This window comes from Pararobbsia alpina (genome assembly GCF_902859895.1).
Classification (GTDB): Bacteria; Pseudomonadota; Gammaproteobacteria; order Burkholderiales; family Burkholderiaceae; genus Pararobbsia; species Pararobbsia alpina.
In genome coordinates this window covers 1-20,175 of sequence record NZ_CADIKM010000060.1, presented here as the reverse complement: position 1 = coordinate 20,175, position 20,175 = coordinate 1, and the positions used below count along the sequence as shown (strand labels likewise).

Annotated in this window: 16 protein-coding genes; 6 read left to right on the top strand and 10 right to left on the bottom strand. The window is 53.6% G+C overall.

Annotated features, from left to right (window positions below; genetic code table 11):
* Nucleotides 1-163 precede the first annotated feature (163 nt).
* The 5 genes from HV670_RS26825 to HV670_RS26805 form a co-directional block, all read right to left on the bottom strand.
* Nucleotides 164-1,057 carry a glycosyltransferase family 2 protein gene (locus HV670_RS26825; protein ID WP_175108022.1) on the bottom strand — a complete coding sequence of 298 codons (894 nt, stop codon included), beginning with the start codon at nt 1,055-1,057 and terminating at the stop codon, nt 164-166.
* A 6-nt stretch (nt 1,058-1,063) separates the two neighbouring features.
* Nucleotides 1,064-2,488, bottom strand: a complete 1,425-nt coding sequence (locus tag HV670_RS26820; RefSeq protein WP_175108021.1) for an ABC transporter ATP-binding protein — start codon at nt 2,486-2,488, stop codon at nt 1,064-1,066.
* Nucleotides 2,485-3,372 carry an FkbM family methyltransferase gene (locus tag HV670_RS26815; protein WP_175108020.1) on the bottom strand — a complete coding sequence of 296 codons (888 nt, stop codon included), beginning with the start codon at nt 3,370-3,372 and terminating at the stop codon, nt 2,485-2,487. Before HV670_RS26815 ends, HV670_RS26820 begins: the two co-directional genes overlap by 4 nt.
* A gap of 8 nt (nt 3,373-3,380) precedes the next feature.
* On the bottom strand, nt 3,381-4,157 hold the full coding sequence (locus HV670_RS26810; protein WP_175108019.1) for an ABC transporter permease: 777 nt from the start codon (nt 4,155-4,157) through the stop codon (nt 3,381-3,383).
* Between the two features lie 67 nt (nt 4,158-4,224).
* Entirely contained in the window at nt 4,225-5,667 is a 1,443-nt protein-coding gene (locus HV670_RS26805; RefSeq protein ID WP_175108018.1) for a mannose-1-phosphate guanylyltransferase/mannose-6-phosphate isomerase, read from the bottom strand.
* Between the two features lie 210 nt (nt 5,668-5,877).
* Between HV670_RS26805 and HV670_RS26800 the strand changes: the two genes are divergently transcribed.
* The 4 genes from HV670_RS26800 to HV670_RS26785 all read left to right on the top strand — a co-directional run bounded on the left by HV670_RS26800 (nt 5,878) and on the right by HV670_RS26785 (nt 11,140).
* Entirely contained in the window at nt 5,878-6,744 is an 867-nt protein-coding gene (locus HV670_RS26800; RefSeq protein WP_175108017.1) for an FkbM family methyltransferase, read from the top strand.
* Between the two features lie 95 nt (nt 6,745-6,839).
* The gene (locus tag HV670_RS26795; RefSeq protein WP_175108016.1) at nt 6,840-7,721 is read left to right on the top strand and encodes a glycosyltransferase family 2 protein; all 882 of its coding nucleotides are present in this window, start codon (nt 6,840-6,842) and stop codon (nt 7,719-7,721) included.
* Nucleotides 7,718-10,099 carry a glycosyltransferase gene (locus HV670_RS26790; RefSeq protein WP_175108015.1) on the top strand — a complete coding sequence of 794 codons (2,382 nt, stop codon included), beginning with the start codon at nt 7,718-7,720 and terminating at the stop codon, nt 10,097-10,099. Before HV670_RS26795 ends, HV670_RS26790 begins: the two co-directional genes overlap by 4 nt.
* Nucleotides 10,100-10,108: 9 nt before the next feature.
* A complete protein-coding gene (locus HV670_RS26785; protein WP_175108014.1) occupies nt 10,109-11,140 on the top strand; it encodes a GDP-mannose 4,6-dehydratase in 1,032 nt (343 codons plus the stop codon).
* A 180-nt stretch (nt 11,141-11,320) separates the two neighbouring features.
* On the opposite strand, the gene HV670_RS32395 is transcribed toward HV670_RS26785, so the two are convergent.
* The 3 genes from HV670_RS32395 to HV670_RS32390 are packed head-to-tail and all read right to left on the bottom strand — an operon-like array spanning nt 11,321 to nt 12,695.
* Nucleotides 11,321-11,638 (bottom strand): DUF2304 family protein, encoded by a 318-nt coding sequence (locus tag HV670_RS32395; RefSeq protein ID WP_425511474.1) that lies wholly within the window; start codon nt 11,636-11,638, stop codon nt 11,321-11,323.
* A gap of 29 nt (nt 11,639-11,667) precedes the next feature.
* Nucleotides 11,668-12,351, bottom strand: coding sequence for a glycosyltransferase family 2 protein (locus HV670_RS26775; protein WP_175108012.1), 684 nt, complete (start codon nt 12,349-12,351; stop codon nt 11,668-11,670).
* Nucleotides 12,348-12,695: an EamA family transporter gene (locus HV670_RS32390; protein ID WP_175108011.1), complete on the bottom strand. Its 348-nt coding sequence runs from the start codon at nt 12,693-12,695 to the stop codon at nt 12,348-12,350. Before HV670_RS32390 ends, HV670_RS26775 begins: the two co-directional genes overlap by 4 nt.
* 591 nt (nt 12,696-13,286) lie before the next feature.
* Between HV670_RS32390 and HV670_RS26765 the strand changes: the two genes are divergently transcribed.
* Nucleotides 13,287-15,368: an ArnT family glycosyltransferase gene (locus tag HV670_RS26765; RefSeq protein WP_175108010.1), complete on the top strand. Its 2,082-nt coding sequence runs from the start codon at nt 13,287-13,289 to the stop codon at nt 15,366-15,368.
* A gap of 427 nt (nt 15,369-15,795) precedes the next feature.
* Here the strand turns inward: HV670_RS26765 and HV670_RS26760 are convergent, their stop codons facing one another.
* Nucleotides 15,796-16,170 (bottom strand): hypothetical protein, encoded by a 375-nt coding sequence (locus tag HV670_RS26760; protein WP_175108009.1) that lies wholly within the window; start codon nt 16,168-16,170, stop codon nt 15,796-15,798.
* Nucleotides 16,171-16,728: 558 nt separating this feature from the next.
* Here HV670_RS26760 and HV670_RS26755 point away from each other — a divergent pair.
* Nucleotides 16,729-18,741, top strand: a complete 2,013-nt coding sequence (locus HV670_RS26755; RefSeq protein ID WP_175108008.1) for an acyltransferase family protein — start codon at nt 16,729-16,731, stop codon at nt 18,739-18,741.
* Between the two features lie 372 nt (nt 18,742-19,113).
* Here HV670_RS26755 and HV670_RS26750 read toward each other — a convergent pair whose 3' ends face one another.
* On the bottom strand, nt 19,114-19,908 hold the full coding sequence (locus HV670_RS26750; protein ID WP_175108007.1) for a sulfotransferase domain-containing protein: 795 nt from the start codon (nt 19,906-19,908) through the stop codon (nt 19,114-19,116).
* Between the last annotated feature and the right edge of the window lie 267 nt (nt 19,909-20,175).

Genomic DNA, 20,175 nt, shown 5'->3' with positions numbered 1-20,175 from the left:
TCTATGCCGCAAACCACCTCGAAATTGGATTCGACGTTTCATCGAATTCGCCTGATGGGCTTGGCGTTGTCAGTGTGAAATCGATGCTCTTGTTTTGAACACCATCCCTAGATTAGAGTCGTATCCGATTTGGGATCGGTCACAATTTAATGATAAAAGACCGCTAGTATCTGTGAAACAGTCTGTCTGCCCACTGCAAAAACACATGTTTTGCGATGTAGGGCATAACCCTTAACCTTCGTTCCTGCATCGTGGGAATTCGCTGATGGCAACGCCTGAGCAGAAGCTCAGTCTCGGCGACACCATCCTGCGACCACGCTGCAGATGTTTTCTGCGCTTCATGCACACGAAATCCGCCAAGGTAGCGGGGTAGGCGCTTGAAACGAACGCCAGCGTCGCGCAGACGCAGCAGAAGGTCCCAGTCGAGCGCGAATTGAAACGATTCGTCTACCCGGAACCCAACTTTTTCGAATGCACTTCGTCGCAGGAACAGGGTTTCCTGCGGTATGAAGTCCATCCATGACAACACAGATCCATCATGCGGCGGGAGCACCCAGCGACCGATATCGAGCCCGTTTGCATCAATGACAATCCGGTGCCCGTAGACCACATCGACTTCGGCGTTCCGTTCAAAAAACGCTGCTACATAAGCCAGGGCGCCCGGCAGCAGGACATCGTCGCCGTTTAGCCACGCGACAATTTCTCCGTCCGCCTTCTGCATCCCCGCATTGATCGCAGCGGCCTGACCGCCGTCTGGCCCGGAGTGAGCGAATGCGAGGTGTTCCTGAAAACGTTGAATTATCTCCCATGTGCCGTCCCTGGACCCCCCGTCCATAACAATGTATTGCAAATTCGGATACTTCTGGGACAACACGCTCTGCAGGGTTGCCTCGATGTAGAGGGACTGGTTGTAGACGGGGGTAACGATTGAGATTCGAGGCGCAACGCTAGCTGTATGATCCGACCCACGTTGAGCGCGAACGGTTAACGGCCGGCCATCGTAGTGCGTAAAGGTACCAAGCCGAACCCCCAGTGTCCGGCGAAAGGATCGGCTCATATAGGTCTAAGCTTGTGCGGACGCCGTGCTCAGCTCGTGGTCCGCGCAGGCGAGAACAGCAATTCGTTGATCACCCGGAAGATCGGCGATGCCATAGTGACTTGCTGGCGAAGGGTAACGCTCGGCGGCGTGGACGATCGATATGCGGACTACACCGGATAAGTGGCACAGAAGTCTGATATGAGGATGAATTTCAGATGGGCTCAATTGGTGCCGGCGCTCGAAGAGCGAATCTTCAACGTCCGCAACCCCCACATCGAGCGTGTACTCGCCGGTATCAAGTCCGAGTTCGATGTCCTGCACGCATCGCATGATCGTGCCAGCGGCTAAACCCTTAGGTGGTGCCTCCGAGTATTGCAGAGAGTTTTTGCCATGAACCAAGATGCCCTTCGCGTTTAGAATTTGCACGCCGGCCAAGGGTACGTCTATGGGCTTATCTACCTTGTAATCGGTGTAGATGCGCATGATGCCACCCTGCGTGAAGACCCGGCGCGGTTCGTCGTCCTTGTCCGTTACAAGCATCCGCAAAGCCACCACCCCTCCATCACCGAATTGTTTGTGCGTGGAAAGATCAATGGACTCCTCACGCTCCGGATAAGGAGCTTCCGTTTCTGTCGAGAGGGGTGCCAACTCCGCTGTCGCCACGCGACGCCGACCCGTCGGCGTGTGACTTTCATGGTGAAAATAGTATTCGACTGCTTCTTTGCTTCGACCAGCGAACACTATGCGCCCTTGTGACAGAACGATACCGCGATTGCAAAACTCCGCAGCATCTGCCATCGAATGAGTGACGAGTAGCACTGACGTGCCATTGAGGCGCATCTTGTTGAGGCGGGCGTAGCACTTTTGTTGGAAGAACACATCGCCGACGGTCAATGCTTCGTCGACTAGAAGTAATTCTGGCTCAACATTGACCGCAACACTGAATGCCAGGCGAAGAAACATGCCGCTCGAATAAGTTTTAACCGGTTGATCTATGTAGTCGCCGATGTCTGCGAAATCGACAATGGCATCTAGTCGCGCCGAAATCTCCGCGCGAGTCAGGCCAAGAATCGCCGCGTTGACATAAATGTTCTCTCTTCCGGAGAATTCCGGGTTGAAGCCGCTACCGAGCTCGAGAAGGCCAGCAACCCGACGCGGTGCAGACACAGAGCCCGAGGTTGGTTCGAGAACGCCCGATAGGATTTGCAGCAACGTGCTTTTGCCTGCACCGTTGCGGCCAACAACGGCGAGGGCGTCACCGCGGGCGAGCTCGAAACTGACATCTTCAAGCGCAGAGTATTCCGTCGGACGCTTCATGAAGCGTCCGAACAAAGCCGTTGACAGTCTATGTCCGGGACTGTTGAACAACGGGTATCTCTTCGTGACGTTTCGAGCTATGAGCACCGGCTCGGAGGTGCCGCGCGCGTCGTCAGTGGAGTCTTTGCTCATGCTGCGCCACCCGAGGGTGCGCTCAGCGCGTTGGTGGCAGCCAGCATTTCCCTGTAGGCGGGCGCATAGTCTGGACCGCCGGCTTTCGCGGCCAACGAAAATCCCAGCATAGCGAAATCTGCGGCCGAATAGACCGTATGCATCAACCAGCCGAAGCGCACTAGCTGGTTTGCCGTCAGCGATTTCAGTCGTTCAAATGACGGGACGAAGACCGAGTCCGCCCAAAGAGATTGGCTCGGGGCTAGACCCACAGCGCTGCCGTTGGCCAGCACTCGTCTGCCTTCTTTGCTGTGAAAGTGGTGGAACATGAAGCCGCGATCGCGGAGAAAGCGCTCGCACTCGGAAAAAAGGGGTTCTCCTTCATAGATCGGTGCGAATTCTGTCTCGGCATGCACGATCAGTGTTCTGCTCAGCATCCGTTCCGCTCCTGAAAGTGCCGCGAGCGTCCCCCCCTGAATATCAAGTTTCAGGAAATCAATATCCCTTCTTAGTTCTTCAATATCGTCAAGCCTTCGCGTCTCGATCGGTTCACGACCAACAACCGCACACAATTCAGCAAGGTTCTCGTATTGCTCGAGTAACGAGATATTCGGTTCAAACAAGGATGAGGTGAGCGGGTAACTGCAAATTCGAAATTCGCCGGGTTTCCCGTCCCCGATAGCATGGGGAAAGTATCTGCGGTGAGTCGATGCTTTGTTCAATCGCGCACACTCTTCCGCATTGGGCTCAAAACCCACCACGAGGTCTCGTTCGGATAAGGCGGCGGCGTAGACATCTCCGTCTTCAGCGCCGTGAGCGCCAACATCAACCACGACCAGGTCGGCAAGCTGTGGTTGAAGTTGCGCTCGAAATTCTTCAAGCGTACGAGCAGTCGTAGTGGTCATATCTTTCGTCAAAGGAGATCAGCGAACATGCGTCGCGTGCGATGAAAAAATGAGTACCCCAAGCCGGCGAAGCAGAGCCAAACTACCGTCTGTGCGATCCATTGCCACAGGGGGGGGATGTCACCGCCGAACAGCAGCGCCCGAATCGTTTCAACGAACCATGTCAGTGGATTTAGATCGATATACCGACCGAAACGGGCGGGAACAATAGTCCGCGGATAGCATACCGGTGCGAGATACATGAGAACTTGTGCGAACAGCGGCATAACCTGTGCGAGGTCTCGAAAAAACACGCCGAGCGACCCTAAGAACATGGCAAGGCCGACCGCGAACAAGACCATCGGAACGAAAACTAACGGAAGCAGTAACGCTTGCCATGGAAGCGAATGCAACGTCGCAAGCGCCGCGATGCACAAAATCAGGGTGTTGATTGCTGCAATTACGAGTGCACTAGCCACCAGCACGATTGGCAACAGTGCAAGAGGAAATCGCACCTTCTTGACGAAATTCGGTACCGCAATCACGCACAGCGAGGAGCGTGTGAGGACCTCGGCAATGAACAGAAACGGCACAAGGCCCGCGAAGATCATCAGAGCGCTATTGCCAAGCGCCCCGCCCCACCTCACTCGCAAGATGACCGAAAACACAAGTGAAAAGACACCAAGCAGCAGCGCGGCATTTGCGAAAGGCCACGCAAACCCAAGTGCTGTGCCTCGATAGCGCTGCTCGATGTCGCGTCGAGCCAGCGTGAAACCCAGCCAGCAAAATTGACTAAATCCTCTCATGGGAGCCTTAACCTTGACGCACCGTGGTGCTCGAAAATCCGATATGTCCCATTTCTAGAATTCTCGCTTAAGACGTCGGAGTCCCGCCCTCAACGCGCCCGTAGCGATCATTGAAGCGAACGATGTCGTCTTCGCCGAGATACTCGCCGCTTTGGACCTCGATCAGCACAAGCTTGATGACGCCAGGATTCTCGAGCCTATGCCGATGACCCGCGGGAATAAAGGTCGATTCGTTCGTGTAGATCAGCAGCTCGTTGTCACCGTTGACAACCTTTGCCGTTCCGCTTACGACAATCCAATGCTCGCTTCGATGGTGATGCATCTGTAGCGACAGTGACGCGCCTGGCTTAACGACGATGCGTTTGATCTTGAAGCGGCTGCCTTCTTCGAGGACCGTATAGGTTCCCCATGGGCGATGCACTTCACGGTGTAGACGGTAAGCGTCATGATTGCGCAATTTCAGCTGTGCAACGATGTGCTTCACGTCTTGCGAACGCGAGCGATCTGCGACCAACAGGGCATCTGGTGTGTCGATCACGATAAGGTCACGCACGCCTACTAGACCGGCAACACGTTGTTCTTCAACCTGGACAAAACAGTTCGAAGAACCATGAATCAGCACGTCGCCGACGACACGGTTGCCTTCAGCGTCCGGTTGCGAGAGATCACTGATTGCGCTCCAGGACCCAACGTCACTCCAACCGATGTCACACGGGACGACGGCAAGGACCGTCGATTTTTCTGCCAGCGCATAGTCAACCGAAATATCCGGCACCTGTTCGAAGGTCTCTGCGTCTAGTAGCAGTTGGTTGAAGTCACTTCCGCTCAATGTTTTAGCCGCGCTGTAGCAATCATTGGCAGTGGACGCGAGATCTGCCGAATGCTTGGCCAACTCAGCGAGCACTACGCCTGCCTTGAAGCAGAACATTCCGGCATTCCATAGGAAACGCCCGGACGCGAGGTATTCGTTGGCCTTGTCTATCGTCGGCTTTTCAACAAAACGCTTGACGACGTTGTGGTCCGCTTCGATGTACCCATACCCGGTTTCAGGGGAATGGGGCTTGACGCCGAACACAACAATGCGTCCATCGAGCGCCAAGGCATGGGCCTCGCGCACCGCCTCTGCGAATCCTCGCTGGTCGTTGACGATGTGATCTGCGGGCAAAACCAACATCACGGCATCGTCACCGTAGCTCGCTGCGATGTACTGCGCCGCGATCGCAACCGCGGGGGCTGTGTTCCGGCCAAACGGCTCGAGGATATAGTTCTTCGTCAAGCTTCTTGCTTGCGGCAACGCTTCGAAATCGTCCGAAGTCTTGAAGAAGAGCTCACGGTTCGTGACCGTCAGTACGTCGGCTACATCGTCCAAGGAGGCTGCGCGTACAAACGCCTTTTGCAGCAGCGTCTCGCCGTCGGCCAGTCGGATAAAGGGTTTAGGATGTAGTTCACGGGAGACGGGCCAGAGGCGCGTACCCGATCCACCCGACAGGATAACGGGATGAAGAGCCATGTGATTGGGCGATGAGTGCCAGTATGTGAGAGGAAAACGGCGCCCTCGATACGGCGCACGTACTGCGTTGATTGTAGCATCCGCGACACGTCGTCCGACCGTGGTAGGCCTTCGAGCGGGGCGCTACCGTTGCCCTATTCTCGACTGTCCGTTGACCCGTCGCTTATACTGCGCGATTGACCACGCACAACGCCTCCAGGCAACTATTTCATGCTGACTTACGCCCAAAATTTCGAAGACGTAATGCTGGCAAGGCTGTTCGCGAATCAGACGGAAGGCTTCTACATCGACGTGGGCGCTTGGCACCCTGAGATACATTCCGTCACAAAGTACTTCTATGACCGGGGTTGGCGGGGCGTTAACGTAGAGCCGATCAGACGGAACTGGCAGGGATTCCAAGAGACCCGAGCGCGCGACGTGAACCTCAATGTTGCGCTGTCTGACCGATCGGGGTCTCTCCGCTTTTATGAGTGTGCCACCGACACGGCCCTTTCGACGATGGATCCCGACCAGGCAGCCGAGCTGCGTCGCCGCGAACTTCCGGTTGAAGAATACGACGTTCAAGTGTTGAGGCTGGACGACGTGATTGAACAGCACGCGCCTTCCGTGATCGATTTTCTAAAGATCGACGTTGAGGGGGCCGAGGCGATGGTCCTTGCCGGACTTGATCTCGCTCGTCATCGACCCCGCGTGCTTGTCATTGAAGCAACCAAGCCGGCGACCGCGATCGACGATTGGGACCGTATCGACGACATTGCAAACTGGATGAGGTGGGAGCCGAGCATATTGGCGGCTGGGTACGCGTTCGCCTACTACGATGGCTTGAGCCGGTTTTACGTCCGTTGTGACGAATCGGCATTGGCGCAACGCCTCAGATTGCCGCCAGGCGTGTACGATCGGTTGGAGTATCCGGAGGCGTCGGATCTTCGTGAACTCCGAGCGGACCACGCTGCTCGAGGTGAGTTGATCCAAAAAATTAGCGAGATGTTGCGAGTGTGCGAAGCGGATCGTGCCGCTCGTCTCAATGTCATCGATCGACTCGTCGAAAGGCTCAAAGGTATTAAGCGGTTTCTGTAGCCACTATCGCGGTCTTCGCGCCGGTCGGTCTCGTGACGAATACGTAGCGGCATTGATGGCCTCTCTCTTTTGTTAGACGCGCAGCACGGAGCACCATGAATCCCAAAATTAGTGTCATCACTCCATGCAGAAACATGGCTTCGTTCCTGAAAGACTGTATGGAGTCAGTGCTCGGCCAGAATTACCCCAACCTTGAGTACATCGTAATCGATGGAGCTTCCACGGACTCCACGGTTGAGGTTGTGAGGCGATATGAGAGCCGATTGACCTACTGGGTAAGCGAACCGGATCGCGGACAAAGTCATGCGATCAATAAGGGGTTTGCAAAGGCAACTGGAGATTTGTTGGTATGGATGAATGCCGACGATTACTTTTTGCCGGGTGCGTTTGCCGAGGTGGCTGCCGCTTGGTCTGCCGCGCCGGGAGCTCCGTTTTATTTTGGTGATGGCATACGCGTGGATGCAGGAAGGAAGGTAAAAGGTGGGTTTACGCCTAACGGCAAGGTTCGATTTGATCGCCAGGCGTTGCTTCTTGGGTTGAACTACATCCTGCAACCCTCGACGTTCATCGACAGAAAGTCATTCGAACAATGTGGCGGGCTAGATGAATCGCTTCACTTCGGTATGGATTCCGACTTGTGGATGCGCCTGTCCGCGCGTGGTGCGCCGGTCCCCATCCAGGCGGTATTGTCTGCGTCACGTGAGTACGAAAGCACTAAGACGTCGACTGGTTCTTTTTCGCGGATTGAAGAACTCAGGCAGATCTCGAGCAAGTATTCAGGCCGCGAGATGACGCCCGGTGTTCTTTGTTACTTCTTCGACGAACTGCTGCGATTTCGTGCAGCAAACCCGGATTTGCTGTCCGCGGATGTCGATGTCGCCATCCGGAAGCTTTGGCAGGCGACGTCGGCCGGTTTCTCACGCTTTAATGCGGGCCCAGATGGCTTCCCGCTTAAAACGACGGAGCGCCGTACATGAACATCGGAGTCGAACTGAGGCAGATAGTCCTAGGCCAAACAGGCGGGCTGACCCAACTGTTGAAGGGAGTGCTTGACCGGGCAACTGCGCTGGCACCCGAGCATACGTTTCATGTTTTTTGCACAGCGTTCAATCGTTTACTGCTTGATGCTGATCGCCCCAACGTACGTTTCCACACGCTTCCACTCACGTCGTTTTATGCCGACGTGGATGCGCTTTGCTCGAAGCATGGCGTGGACGTGCTCTTCCGGGGATTCCCCGCCGAATCAAACTTGGCGTTTCCGCTGAAACGAACAGTTTTTCAGATTCCCGATATCCAGCACGAGATATTCCCGGAGTTTTTCGAGGAAGAGGTACTGCGGTCTCGTCGCGCCGCTTTCGATCTGGCGTTGAGTGAAGCTGGTGCTATAGGAACCATTTCTGAGTACGCACGCGGAACGCTAAGGGCTCACCCTAAGACCGAGGTAAAGGACATCTTTCTCATGCCACCCGCACTGCAGGACGCCCATTTGGGCGACGCCGCGGGTTCGTGTTCGAAAGAAGAGCTGGAATCGATCCCTCAAGCTCCGTTTTTCCTTTTTCCCGCCAACCTTTGGCCCCACAAGAATCATGAACGACTTCTCGCGGCCTTCGACCAATTCCGCAAAGATTTAGGAACTCCGTTTGAACTGGTGCTGACGGGTCATCCTGCCGGATGGGACGCGTTGAAGTCGAAGTTTCCCGATACCCCCGTGCACCACCTGGGATTTGTCCGTCCGGAATTGTTACGCGTGCTACTCGAGCGTTGCGCGGCGATGACTTTTTTCTCGCTGCATGAAGGCTTCGGAATGCCTCTCCTCGAGGCATTTGATGCGCGGACCGCGGTGCTCTGTAGTAATACTACGAGCCTGCCCGAAGTGGGGGGCGATGCAGTCCTTGCCTGCGATCCTCTCGACGTAAGCGCGATTGCGAATACGATGCTACGGTTTGTCCGAAATCCTGAATTGCGGAGAGACTTGATTGAGCGAGGACCCGCGCGAATTAAGGCTTACAGTTGGGACGCGTCCGCGCGCTCACTGATCGATGCACTCGAACGAGTGGCCACGCGAGCCGCCAATTCCCATGACTCCTTTCTCCGTCCGGCTGTTGCAGGACCGCTTGTAACAATCATTACGCCTTCGTATAACCAAGGGCGTTTCTTACGTCGTACGATCGAAAGCGTATTAACACAAAGTTATCCGAACATTGAATTGATCGTCATGGATGGAGGATCAACGGATGAATCGGTTGAGATTCTTAAGAGCTACGGCGACAGAATCAATTGGGTATCGGAAAAAGATCGTGGGCAGACGCATGCAATCAACAAGGGACTAGGGGAAGCGCGCGGCTCGATCCTGGCATATTTGAATTCTGACGATGTACTGCTTCCCGGTGCCGTTGCGATGGTCGTCAGCTACTTCGAAGCGCACAAGCGAGTCTCATTGATCTACGGCAAAGCTCACTATATCGATGAGAATGACAAGATCACGGGCGATTATCGGACCGCATTTTATTCAAAGGATGCGCTGGCCGAGGAGTGTATCATTTGCCAGCCCGCAACATTCTGGCGCCGCACACTTCAAGATAAAATCGGTGTGTTTGATGAGCGACTGCATTACGTCATGGATTATGACTATTGGCTGCGCGCGGCGGTTTCCGGTGAGGGTATTGTCCACGTCGATCACTATCTCGCATCGTCCAGGCTTTACGCAGACACAAAGACACTATCGGCGCGCGGGAAAATCTATCGCGAACTTTTTGACGTGTGCTGGAAACACAACAAGTATATTGGGCGAGACTATTTCATTGGATATTGGCATCACAAGATTCACGAACATCATGGAATCTTGAATCGGATATTGGGTGGTAAGCCGTTCGTGCATGTGGTGCTAGGACGGATGCATTACGTTTATACTAGTCGCTGCAAACGATCCCCGACTGCCTTCGGGCGGGTCGTATTGCATAAGCTGCGGGCGCGACGGAAGAGGAGAGCGTCGTCCGACGCATCTGGCCATCTAGGAAGTGGGCAGGGGGCTCGTATACGAGGCTTCTATCCGGATAATTGGGTAATGCCGGAGCTATACGTTAAGAATCCGCGTCAGACTCTCGGCTGGATTGGATTCTTGCTGGGAATGTCCCCGACGAAACAGACCGTCGAAATCTTTGTCAATGGCGAAAAGAGATTGACGCAGGATCTTAGTGCGAACGTTCAATCGAGAATTGTTATTCCTGCTGTAGACCAGCCGGTGACCGAACTTAATTTTCGCTTCTCGAAAAGTCATACGGACTCTGCGCAACGCACGGTCTCATTCTTGTTAGAGGCGACAAACGTATTTAACGAGCAAGACATCTCTTTCTGAGTTGACCCAATGACTGAGGAACGCGGTAAATTCCGATCTGAAAAGACGGCACTGATTACTGGAGTATCTGGCCAGGATGGGCGTTATCTCGCGGAACTACTGCTCGAAAAAGGCTATTCCGTCATCGGATTATCGCGACAAAGTCTTCTGCCAACGACACTAGGAATCGTTGATGACCGACTTGAGTTGGTCGCGTGCGATTTATCGGACGTACAAGGCCTGCAACATGTGATTCGGTCTCATCGACCGGACGAAATTTATAATTTGGGCGCCCAATCGCGCCCGGGGGAATCATGGCAGCGATCCCTGTATACCGGCGAAGTGACAGCGATGGGTGCCCATCGATTGTACGAGCTCGCGTTGCAGGAGTGTCCGAAGGCTCGCATCTATCAGGCCTCCTCGTCTGAGATGTTCGGTCGTCCCCTGACATTCCCCCAGGACGAAAGCACTCTTTTTAGTCCGGTCAATCCATATGCCGTTGCCAAGGTTTATGCCCATCAGATGGCGACGATCTATCGGCGAAATTTCAATCTTTTCATCGCTACGGGGATTCTCTTCAATCATGAGAGTCCGCGGCGAGGCATGAATTTCATAAGTCAAAAGATTGCTTATGGCGCGGCGTGCCTGAAATTGGGATTGACGAATTCACCCTTGCTCAGTGAGTTGGGGGAGCCAATCGTAAAGGAAAGAAAATTATGGTTGGGTGATTTGAATATCCAGCGCGATTGGGGTTTCGCCGGCGACTATGTGCACGCAATGTGGTTAATGCTTCAAGAAGATGTGCCGCAAGACTATGTGATCGGCACCGGAATATTGCATTCAATTCGCGACATGTGCGAAATTGCGTTTTCAAGCGTTGGCCTTGAGTGGGAAAGGTACGTTGAAACCGACGAGAGGCTTCTAAGACCAACGGAGACCGGTGCAACGGTCGCAAATCCATCAAAGGCGCGTCATCGCCTTGGTTGGATCCCCACGACCTCCTTTTCCGAGATGATGCACGCGATGGTTGCTCACCATCTCTACAAAATGGAGAAGAATTAGTACGCCAATCTCCAGCGTGCTGATTTGCCGCATTCTGCGCTTGATAAGTCAGTCTTAAACGGAATTTCCGACACGCCTTCTATTCTCAACGTTCAGTTTGCGGATTCAACTGAGGCGGCCATTATTGCTTACTTCAATGGCGCAAAAATACTTACGGCCACCGAAGTGCCGGCGGACGAGTTAATCCTGCGCACGTTGCCCGGCCCCGCTTCCTTCCTTAGTGGCGCCTTGTATGGCCAAGTGGCGGGCGAGATCGGTAGTCATCCGCTCGAGCTTGCGAATCTTTCCCTGCGTACTGAGCAGCAAGAAGGATATGCCAATGAGGGCCACGTAGGTAAACAAATCCACACCTCGCCCTATTTCGAAAAATTTTGCGAGGTCGACTGCGCCTTGTTGCCACCATACGAAGACAAGCGCCACGACAAAGCCGGCGAACGATAGGCGCTTTAGCCAAGTCGCTATAGTCTTATTAGCAACGACATAAACGCATAGCGCCATCAGAAGGAAGGAAAAGAAAATCTGAGATATCATTTTACAAATCTATCAAGTAGTAGTTCTAAGACGATGCGCATTGAGTTAGATGCCTTTTGCCCCTTCTCTAGGGAATAGGCGGTATAGCGAACCGTGTTCGGATATTCTTGGTAGCGAAGGCCGATCCGGCTGATTTCCTCAAGAATCTCGGACGCGTGGGCCATGCCATTGTGCGTAATCGTGAGTTTCTGTGTCGCGGTACGTGAGAATAGCCTCAGGCCATTATGCGCATCAGTCAGACGAAGGCCGGTAGTAATCTGAGTGAAAAGGATCGCCGCCTTCAGCAGGAGTCGCCTGCGAATCGGCATGTTGATTGCGCTTCCAAGGAAGCGACTGCCGAGAACCACATCTAGACCGCTTTGCGCGGCTAGATGGGCCATGCCCGCGATGTCATGGATGTCATGTTGTCCATCCGCATCGAACGTCGCGATATAGCAGGCGCCGCGCTGCCTGGCGAATGTGATGCCGGTTTGAAGGGCTGCCCCCTGGCCGAGGTTGATCGGATGCTGTAGCAGCCACGCCCGTGTCGTCAATACAGCTTGGGCGGTTTCATCGGACGACCCGTCGTCTACGACGACAACGTTTTCATAGTGCTGGCAGACGACGCTTGCGACATCGGCCACCACAGACGCTTCGTTGTAGGCTGGGATCACAACCCAAATATCGTTGTCATTTTTCATAGAGATGTTAGCGCGACGCCGCCCATGATTACGAGTGCCCCAAACATTTGCATGGGACGGAGATGGTCCCCAAAGACCAGGCGGGACGCTATCGGGACAAGCACGAATGCCAATGCCATGAATGGATACGCCACCGATAAAGGCGCGAACCTAAGTACGTAGATCCATAGAACTGTTGCGACGAAGTATACTGCACCCGCGATCCAAATCCAGGGACTGAGTACCCACGCTTCAATCAAGCCGTGTTTAGTTGATCCGAACAAGGCCGCCTGCTTGAATAGGATCTGGCCGGCTGAGATGCCCAGAACGCAGATGAGTAGTGATGTAACGATGGCAGGCTTCATGGTAATTGAGCGATCGATTGTCCGGCGGGCTCCTGTCCTCCATTGGCGAGGAGGAAGATTAGGATGCCGCTAAAAGTATCCTTGGATTTAAATGCCAGCTACGTCAATGCTCTTTACTGTGAGACCGTAGCGCGCCCTGCGAGAAGCCTAGCGGAGGACACGCAAAAGGCCGCCGGAGGTAGCCCGCAGAGTTCCCAAGAGCAGTGGCGAGTGAGGCGGTTTATTATAGCTAGCCCGGGCGGTTTGGCCTACGGCTCCGCAAGTTAAATTTCCCTGAGCACGGAAAACCTAGTCAAGGGCTCGAGGGAGATTTCGATGCCGCGCCACATTTTGTACCATCTAAGGTTGCTTTTATGATGCAACTTGGCTGATCTCCGTCGTTTTGCCGTAATATGTGTGGCCGGGTTGATGACAGCCCCGTGCTAAATTATGGCATTGCTAGGGGCTTCAGACGCGAGGCATTCGGTTCTGAATGCTTTTTCTGCCGCCCCGAATGAATTAGGTCTCTAAAAATTAGGCTATTTCCATAGAAGCCTGACTTCGGTCGAATGAAATTTTAGGCATCAATCCGACATATATTTCTGAAGAAGCATGACAAAAAAAATATCGCCTTATGATCTCCAAACCGGTTGCGCGGTTACCGCAATTGTTGTTTTGTTCATCGTCCTTCACTTTAAGGTGGCGGGCCTGCACCCAGTTGTCTTCGGAGATGAATATATCTATAGCACAGCATCTAGGCTGTTGCCGTTTTCCAAGTCAACAATACCTGGGTATTTGTTTCTCGCGATTTATCGAATAACAAATACTTGCGGAAACGAGTTTTTAAGTTGTGCGCGCATTTTGAATATAATGTTTTTTCTAGCTTCCGCCCCGTTTATATATCTGGTGGCCAAGCGATTGTGCGGACGAGGGCTCGCATTTTATGTTGCTGCAATATCGTTGCTTGGGCCAATCAATAGCTATACGGCATATTTCATGCCGGAGTCTCTTTATTTTCTTTCTTTTTGGATCGTAACCTGGTTTTCCTTGCGGCTATCGGGGTCATCGGGGCGCATCATCTGGGTAGAAGTCGGGGTTCTTTGGGGACTTTCTTCGTTAGTTAAGCCACACGCTCTTTTTCTGCTTCCGGCATTAATTTTATACGCATTCTATATTCAGACAGGGCCGTCGAGGATACGGGAATGGGCATTGAAAATCTTCCTGATGGTGATCGCTACGTTCGCCGTCAAGTTTTCCATTGGCTATTATTTCGCGGGAAAATCTGGATTATCCATCTTCGGAACGGCTTATACGGCTATCGCCTCATCCGCAACGTCTTATTTATCACATAGCATTAGCATCCTCCCGCTTGCCTTAAAAAGCCTTGAGGGACACGCACTCGCGCTAGCGTTAATGTACGCAGTTCCTCTGCTAGTGATGAGTGGCTTTTTTTCGAATCGCGCTCGCTCCGCACTTGAAAGGACCGAAAGTGCAAAAATGATGATTTACTCTTTTTTTGTTATCGGAAGCTTGGTTTGCGTCGCGGCAATATTCACCGCATCGGTAGCTGGATCCACTCCTGAGGAGACAATTACCCGCCTGCATATGAGGTATTATAATTTTTCTTTTCCTCTTTTTCTGATAGTCGCAGCATCTCAACTGGCCTCAGATAGCTTTACGTGGACGACGCGACACCGAACTCTACTGGCGGCGACTGTTGTACTTGTCATTCTGTTCATTGTGATGTCGAGATTTGAGCAATTTACGCCAAAACTCGTAGACAGTCCCGAGCTACGTGGCGCGACTTCTGTGCCGTTTAAATTTTATTTTCTAAACGGCTTAGCCCTGATCTCTGTCTTATTCTGGGCCTATTCGCCAACGGGCGGCATCCGGATCTTTCTTTTTGCTTTTATGCCGCTGATGACAGCGTGGTCCAGCGCCAATATCAATCAAGAACTTGGGTACCACTCTGCCAGCGACTCATATGACAACGCAGGAATTTTTGCCAAAAATTACTTGGCCGATGCGGATTTAGCGAGATTGGTGGTCGTCGGAGCCGATTCTGGTGGTGTGTATCGATCCCTATTTTATGTGAGCAATGCCAGCGCTTTGCCGCTGATACTGCCTGAAGGACGGCAGTACGATTTTTTGAGGGATTCCCCTGGAGCAAAATGGGTGTTGTTGATTGGTGATCGCAAGATTCCAGATAATAATTTCTTCAGTATTAATTTGAGCGGATTCTCCCTGTTTTGCGTGGCGTGTTCAAATTCGATTGATTTTAGAGAAAATTCGTGGCCGGGCGTGATTGCTAGCGTCACCGGCCTATCGACCCCGGAGGCGTGGGGAACGTGGTCCAACGGACCGGTCGTCAAATTTAGATTCTCAAAGCCGCTCCCGGAGAGCTTCAGGCTGCGTATCACGGCACAGGCCTTTGGGAAAAATATAGGCAGCAAATTCGCGGCCCGCGCTGGATCAGTTGAGGTTCCATTTGCATTGGGCCCAACCCCAGAGGAGCGAATATTATTTTTTAACCAGGTCGGCTCCGTTGACTCAATCTACGTTAACATCCCCTTCGCCAGTTCTCCGAAAGATTTAAGGCTCGGCAATGACACTCGAAAGCTCGGTATTGGCTTTATAAAAATGGAAGTGATTCAGGCCACTCAAGATATTCCTAAGACAGCGGCGGGAGGCTGATTGTTTTCCCGCGTTAAACTGTATTAAGCGGGCGCAAATGCCACACGGCGCGCGTAGGTACGGGAAGAATTTGATCGAGATTCCCGACCCTTTACGGCCAACGAAACTTGCTTTAAGCCGCTGCCTAGCAAAAACCTAGGCCTTTAGGGGGACGCTGGGCAAAGGTCGATCTTGGACTAAGCAACTCGCCGATCCGGTTGATGAGATGATCAGCGCTGTCAACAGGCACGCAATTGTTGGGTGCTTGCTGACACGTAGTGGCAAGCCACGCGTAATCCAGGTGCCAGGACGGCCAGGAATTGAGGTCGCCCGTGGCACCGGCTTCGACGGCGGGCGCGGTGAACTGCACGATGCGGCGACCTTTCTGTAGCCAGAGACCATCGCAACCTTTGTCGTGGACTGATCCGCCGATGTTGGCTTCGGCTTCTTACGTCTGAATAGGAGTCCCGGCGTCAGTACATGGACCATTCTCTGGATTGGGTTTGCCACCATCAGGCTGCTCGGAAAGTTCGCCGGCTTGCACCACGAACCTCTCCTTAAGCATGCCCTCGATTACGCCAACCTCGCTCCGAGCGTCGGTGATATAGGTCTGGTATATCTGCATTGCATGCCAGCCGGCGGTGTTTGGGGTCGAGTAGCCATGCTTTACCGCGAATCGACGCAAAAGCTCAAGGTGCGAAAGGTGAAGAAATGTCCCTGGAAGAAGATGGGTCATTGGATAGTCGCTCTCTGTATGCTCGACCATCAAAACAGAAAGATCGGCTAGCAGAACGCAATTTTTGAGGTTAATCGGCTGCGCCATAACACTCTCCATGGTGTTCTTGCGACGGTTGCTGAGTCTGGCAAAATTCCAGCCAGAGTAATAAAGATACCTAAGTGTAAGCCTTTTGAAGGCTGGTGGATTCCCGCAGATATGCCGGGATGGAGAGGTGCGCCACTCGGGATGCCGTCGGGCAAGGAAAAGCCCCGACGCAAGCGTCGGCCGCGCGCGCGAGCGCGGTGACCACGAGATCCCGGCGGACTTCACCGTCGCAGAAGCCTCACTCGAGAGCGGGTGGGTCATTGATACTCGTGTTGTCGTTGAAATTATTTAACCGATGATGCGAACGCAGGACGCTGAAGGAAACCCGATCACTCCAGTCGAAATTCCATTGCTCAACGCTTCCATCCTGAGTTCATCGAGACTCTGGTCGATGCCGGCAGATCATTGCGTAGCTTATGAGACGGGCAGCGCATGGACGTTCTCACACCCTCCCCCGGATGCTCCCTGACGGGCTATGCGCCATCACGCCGCCCCAATCAATTTTGCCGACGGAATGGGATATGATCCGCATCGGCCCAAAACAACACTATCTAAAACTTGGAATCCATAGCGTATCGAAAAGACATCGACGGGCTGCGAGCGATCGCAGTGTTGTCCGTCCTCATGTACCACGCGTTCCCCGCGCTTCTGCCGGCCGGCTTCATCGGCGTCGACATTTTCTTTGTGATATCGGGCTACCTCATATCATCCATCATTTTCAAAGGTCTAGAAGCCGGAACGTTCACCTTTGCTGGTTTCTACGGTCGACGCGTAAAGAGAATCTTCCCCGCGCTGTTTCTCGTGCTCGCGTTCACCTATGCGGTGGGGTGGTTTTTCTCGCTACCAGACGACTTCAAGCGCCTTGGACAGCACATAGCTGGCGGCGCGGGGTTCGCCTCCAATTTCGTGCTACTGGGGGAGACCGGCTATTTCGACACCTCGGCCGACCTGAAACCTCTGCTGCACCTTTGGTCGCTTGGAATCGAAGAGCAGTTCTATATCTTCTGGCCATTGCTGGCGTATGGGGTGTATCGGACCAAGGGCCGGTTCTGGCTTCTCGCGGCGCTGATAGCCATCGCCTCATTTGGCTTCGACGTACACCTTACGCATAGCGATGCGGTCTCGGCCTTCTATTTGCCACATAGTCGAGCTTGGGAGTTGCTGGTAGGCGCGCTGCTGGCGTGCGTCATGATGCGTGCACGATCGTTCCCAACCACTCTGCGTGCCAATGCGTTGTCTGCGGCCGGGATTGCGCTGCTGATCATCGCCGAATTTCGTATCAACGGATCAAGTCGATTCCCCGGATGGTGGGCGCTTCTGCCGACTGTTGGCGCCGCGCTACTGATCTCGGCCGGCCCGACCGCCTGGCTGAACAGGGTGGTGCTGTCGAACCGCATAGCGGTATTGGTCGGGTTGATCAGCTTTCCGCTTTACCTGTGGCACTGGCCGCTGCTTGTCTTCGCGCGCATCGGCTATGCGGGCACCCCGCCTTCCGTTGCGCGGGTGGGAGTCGTTCTCGTCAGCCTACTTCTATCATGGCTGACCTACAGAATTGTCGAGATGCCCATTCGTCGAAGGGGCCTCGTCGGCCTCAAGGTCGCGTCACTGTGTACGTTGACCCTGGCGATTGGCTATGCCGGCATCAATACCTACCATCGGGATGGCTTGGAGTTTCGTACTGTCGCGCGTGCCAACAGGGACCTGACTACAGCGCTCAACTACAATTACTGGACGTCTGCAAACTGCACCCGCCGCTACGCTGTGGAACCGTGCATGATGAACAGCGACCACCCCGAGGTCATGTTGCTAGGCGACAGTCATGTGAACCACTTTTATCCCGGTCTTGCAGCGAACCCGGTGAGCCCAAAGATCATCAACGTGAACACATGCCTACCGCTCGACGGGGTAAAGCTATCGGTTGCAAAGAATCAGGCAGCGTATGCCTGCACGAATAGAGACAATTTCTCTTTCAACAGGCGGGTACTTGAAGACTACCCGTCGATAAAGGTAATTGTGATATCGGGGTGGTGGAAAGAGAATCTCGACGGCGGCAACCCCACACAGGCTTTCAAAGACACGTGGGGCGAGATTGATTTCACATCGAAGATTCCTAGCGATGCGGGCCTTGACAGAACGGAGCTAATCTTCAGGGGCCTGTCGCGAACCATCAGCTACCTTGAGGCTCGGCATTTGAAGGTAGTGTTCGTACCCGATACTCCGTACATCGAAGATGACATGCGGACCTACTGCGCCATCGGCAATCCGTTGCGCGCGTACTCCGACTGTTCTATGTCACGGTCTAAATTCGAGGCAGGTTTAGGCAGTGAGAATGCTATGGTGAACCGCCTGAAGCAAGCGCACCCCGATTTGATCGTGTTCGACGCGCGCCAGTATTTTTGCGACTCAGATAGGTGCTATCTCTCAAGGAATCACCATTTCCTATATCGAAACGAAAACCACCTGAGCGTCTATGGAAGCGCTCTGGTTGCGCAACACTTGGCCCCTCTCTTGGCAACACTCGTGAGTTCCGGGCCAGTGAAGGCCGTATCGGCCTCGCTGACCCGGCAATGACGGTCAGAACCGGTAGCCGAGCGTCAAGACTTTGACGCTTGGCCAGATTTGCGGCGCTGGGTCGTGGTAACGCGCGGGGGTTCAACCTCGGCATCAAGGCAGATGCGTCCTGGTCCGGACCATTCACCACGACCGCGCGCTTCCGTGCGTACATGCACATGATATCAATCGAGTGGCCCGTCACTCACACCGGGTATCAATCACATATTGCAAGGGTAAGCTCCTCCCGAATAAACACCGATGTCATCTGAAACCGCGTCGAATCAACTAGTTGCCGTACGTCTTGAAAACACTCCCTTACATACGAAACGATCCTCGCGATCACGAAGTCAGATCTAATCATTCGTCTTGGATCCTAGTACCGTACGTTCTTCATCTTGTATAGCCAAAAAAGCTAAGATCATCTTTAAACGCTTCTGTTAAAGCATCCTGCGTATTCTGTCGGAGTTTCCGACGATGATCACCCGGTATCACTTGCCGTTTGTGTTGCAGTGGGTCCTCAACTACGTTAAAGCCGGTGCTAGCGCAAAACGTGTCAAGGATATCCTTGTCAACTGTGATATCGACACTTCCCGCTAGTCTCTCCAACCAATTCGGAAAATCGGTGACCATATCCTCGTATCGCGAAAGTACGGCGTCGGGTCGCGCTTCGGCGCCGCGCCGCATTATTCCCAGTGCGTCGTAGCCCCGCCTGAGTCCTTCAAAGCAAAAATCGTCGATGCCCATTTGCTGGAACTGACGTCGATCCGCAAGAAATTGATCCCGAATGGGTCCCGGTCCAGGCTCCACGTGGCTATACGCCAGCGAATAGTAAAGTGAAACGACGCAGTCTCTTGGATCGCGGATATGAATGATGGGACGCACCGAGACGACAGAGGAAACCGGAACGGCACTTTCGGTCCGAAACGGACCAAAAAAGGTGTTGGGCTGACCCAGACGCGAAAGATGTCGCTGAATGTAAGAGACTTCATCGGTACCGGCTTCGAACGCTTCGGCAGCAATGTCTTCCGCGCGATAGTCACAGCGTTCGAAAAGGCGCCTTAGAACCGATCCCACATAAGTGCTTGCCGCCTTATGCATGGTCAATAGGGCAATGCTCTTTCTTCCGGTGTGGTCAACATTTCCGTTCTCGGAAGAAGAGGAGGCCGCGTTTCCGTGATGGACCATTTTGCGTACTGCCGGAACGTCGCTACTCCAACGGCCCACCTCGGCCAGCGCAATAGCTATTTCCGTGCGTCTAAAGTGTCAAGAATTTATATTCTACATATTTCTGTCACAAACCCCCGCACATTAATATCATTTGCGCACCGGGGCTTCTTAGGGCATCTCGTTATACAGAAGTGAAGGCGGGCATCGACTATGTGTAGTCGGAGCTTGAAGAAATCTGGTCACAAAGGGTTGTAAACCGGCGCGAACTCGCGTTTACTCTCGGAT